The 3,206-nt window shown below is 75.8% G+C and carries 1 protein-coding gene; it reads left to right on the forward strand.

From position 1 onward, the window contains the following. Window positions 1–27 precede the first annotated feature (27 nt). Window positions 28–3,206: SDR family NAD(P)-dependent oxidoreductase (locus ABZ340_RS36475; protein ID WP_358786194.1), on the forward strand; the 3,179-nt coding region annotated here is incomplete at its 3' end.

Consider the following 3,206-nt stretch of genomic DNA (forward strand, 5'->3'; position numbering starts at 1 on the left):
TCGGTGGGTGTGCTGCCGGATGCGGTGGTGGGGCACTCGCAGGGTGAGATTGCGGCGGCGTGCGTGTCCGGTGCGCTGTCGCTGGAGGACGCGGCGCGGGTGGTGGCGCTGCGCAGCCAGGCCATCGGCAAGGAGCTGGCGGGGCGGGGTGGCATGGCCTCGGTCGCGCTGGCCGAGAGCGAGGCGGTCGCGTGCCTGGCGCGCTGGGCGGACCGGGTCGAGGTCGCCGCCGTCAACAGCCCCAACTCGGTGGTGGTCGCGGGCGACGCCGAGGCCCTGGGCCAGGCACTCGCCGCCCTCGCGGACGAGGGCGTCCGGGTGCGCCGGATCGCCGTGGACTATGCCTCCCACACCCGGCATGTGGAGGACATCGAGAACACCCTGGCCGAGACCCTCTCCGGCATCGACGCCCAGGCCCCGGCGATCCCCTTCTACTCCACCGTCACCGGCTCCTGGGTCGAGGACGCCGGCGTGCTCGACGGCGGTTACTGGTACCGCAACCTGCGCGGCCAGGTCGGGTTCGGCCCCGCCGTGGCCGAGTTGATCCGTCAGGGCCACACCGCCTTCATCGAGGTCAGCGCCCACCCGGTGCTGGTCCAGCCGATCACGGAGACCGCCGACGAGAGCGACACCGCCACCGTGGTCACCGGCTCGCTCCGGCGTGAGGAGGGCGGTCTGCGCCGGCTCCTGACCTCGATGGCCGAGGTCTTCGTGCGCGGTGTCCCCGTCGACTGGACGGGCATCCTGCCCTCCGGCGCCACGACGGCGCGTGTCGACCTCCCCACGTACGCCTTCGACCACCGCCACTACTGGTTGCACGAGACTGCAGTGGCGACCGACGCCGCCTCTCTCGGGCAGTCGGCGGCCGGCCACCCTCTGCTCGGGGCGGTGGTGCGACTGCCGCACTCCGACGGCCTGGTGTTCACCTCGCGCCTCTCGCTGAAGTCCCACCCCTGGCTGGCCGACCACGCCGTCGGCGACGCCGTCATCCTCCCTGGCTCGGGCTTGGTCGAGCTGGCCGTACGGGCCGGTGACGAGGCCGGGTGCAGCGCCCTGGACGAGCTCGTCATCGAAGCCCCTCTCGTCGTGCCGCAGCAGGGCGGCGTACGCGTCCAGGTCGCCGTGGGTGCCCCGGACGACAGCGGCTCGCGCACCGTGGAGGTCCACTCGCAGCGCGAGGACGCCCCCGGCGACGGGGACGCGTGGACGCGGCACGCCACCGGCACGCTGTCGCCCGCGCCCCCGGCGCAGGAGGCCGGTGTCGACTTCACCGCCTGGCCGCCGCTCGGCGCGGCAGCCGTCGAGGCCGGCGACTTCTACGCCGACCTGGCCGGGCGCGGCTACGGCTACGGCCCCGCCTTCCAGGGCGTACGCGCGGTGTGGCGGCGCGGCGACGAGATCTTCGCCGAGGTCGCCCTGCCCGAGGAACTACGCCGGGAGGCCGCCGGGTTCGGCATCCACCCCGCCCTGCTCGACGCGGCCCTGCAGGCCGCGACGATCGGGAACGCGGCGGACACCGGGGCGGACGACTCCGGGGCTCCGGTCCTGGCCTTCGCGTGGAACGGCCTGGTGCTGCACGCGGCGGGCGCCTCGGCGCTGCGGGTGCGCGTCGCGCCGAACGGCCCGGACGCGCTGTCGGTCCAGGCGGCCGACGAGACCGGCGCCCTGGTGGTGACGCTGGACTCGCTGGTGTCGCGGGCCGTCTCCGCCGAGCAGCTCCGGACGCCGGTCGACGCCGCGGTCGCGGGCGCGCTGTTCCGGCTCGAGTGGGCCGACCTGCCTCCGCTTCCCGACTCGGAGCTGCCGCCGTCGTGGCTGCCGGTGACCTCACCCGAGGACGTGGCCGCCGTGGCCGCGAGCGGTGCCGCACCCGCGGTGGCGGTCCTGGAGGCCGTCGGCGGCGAGGGCGACGACGCCGTACTGGCGCTGTCCTCCCGCGTGCTGGGCGTGCTGCAGGCGTGGCTGGAGGCGGACGGCCTCGAGGAGTCGCAGCTCGTCGTAGCGACCCGGGGCGCGGTGGCCGCCGGCCGGACCGCAGTGACGGACCCGGCCGGAGCGGCGGTGTGGGGTCTGGTGCGTGCCGCCCAGTCCGAGAACCCGGACCGGATCGTCCTCCTGGACACCGACCCCACCGCCGACGGTGGCGTGGACTCGGTCATCGACTACGTCCTCGGCCCCGTGGTGGCCGGCGGAGAACCCCAGGTCGCCGTCCGCGACTCGGCCATGTCGATCCCCCGGCTCGCCCGTCCCACCGGTCAGGTCGCCGACGAGCCCGCGGTGTTCGGGCCGGAGGGCACCGTCCTGATCTCCGGCGGCGGTTCGCTGGGCGGCGTGGTGGCGCGGCACCTGGTCGCCCGCCACGGCGTACGGCACCTGGTCCTCGCCAGCCGCCGCGGCCCGGAGGCCGACGGGGTGCGGGAGCTGGAGGCCGAACTCGTCGAGCGGGGCGCGGCCGTGTCGGTCGTCGCCTGCGACATGTCGGACCGCGCCCAGGTGCGGGCCCTGCTGGCCTCGATACCCGGCGAGCACCCCCTGCGCGGCGTGGTGCACACGGCCGGCGTGTTCGACGACGGGCTGATCGGGGCGCTGACCCCGGAGCGCCTGGCCGGGGTGTACGCCCCGAAGGTCGACGCCGTACGCCACCTCGATGCGCTGACGCGCGGCCTGGAGCTGGACGCGTTCGTCGTGTTCTCGTCCGTGGCGGGCCTCTCCGGGGGCGCCGGCCAGGGCAACTACGCGGCGGCCAACGCCTTCCTGGACGGCCTGATGAGCACCCGCCGCGCGGCGGGCCTGCCCGGCCTGTCCCTGGCCTGGGGCTTGTGGGAGCAGTCCCTCGGCATGGCCGGCCACCTCAGCGCCGTCGACCAGGCGCGGGCCGGCCGCAGCGGGGTGCTGGAGATCTCGGCGGCCGAGGGCATGGCGCTGTTCGACGCCTCCCTCGTGTCCGGCCAGGCACTCCTCGTACCGGTCAAGCTCGACCTCAAGGGCGTGCGGGCCAGTGCCTCGGCGGGTGCGGCGGTGCCGCCCCTGCTGCGCGGTCTCGTACGGGCGGGCCGGCAGCAGGCCCGCGCGGCGGGCACCGCCGGCGAGAGGCAGCTCTCCGACCGGCTGGCCGGGCTCGCCACCGCCGAGCAGGAGGCGCTGCTCCTCGACCTGGTGCGCACCCAGGCCGCGGTCGTGCTCGGCCACAGCGGGGCGGAGAACGT

This window comes from Streptomyces sp. NPDC006134, assembly GCF_040628835.1.
GTDB lineage: Bacteria > Actinomycetota > Actinomycetes > Streptomycetales > Streptomycetaceae > Streptomyces.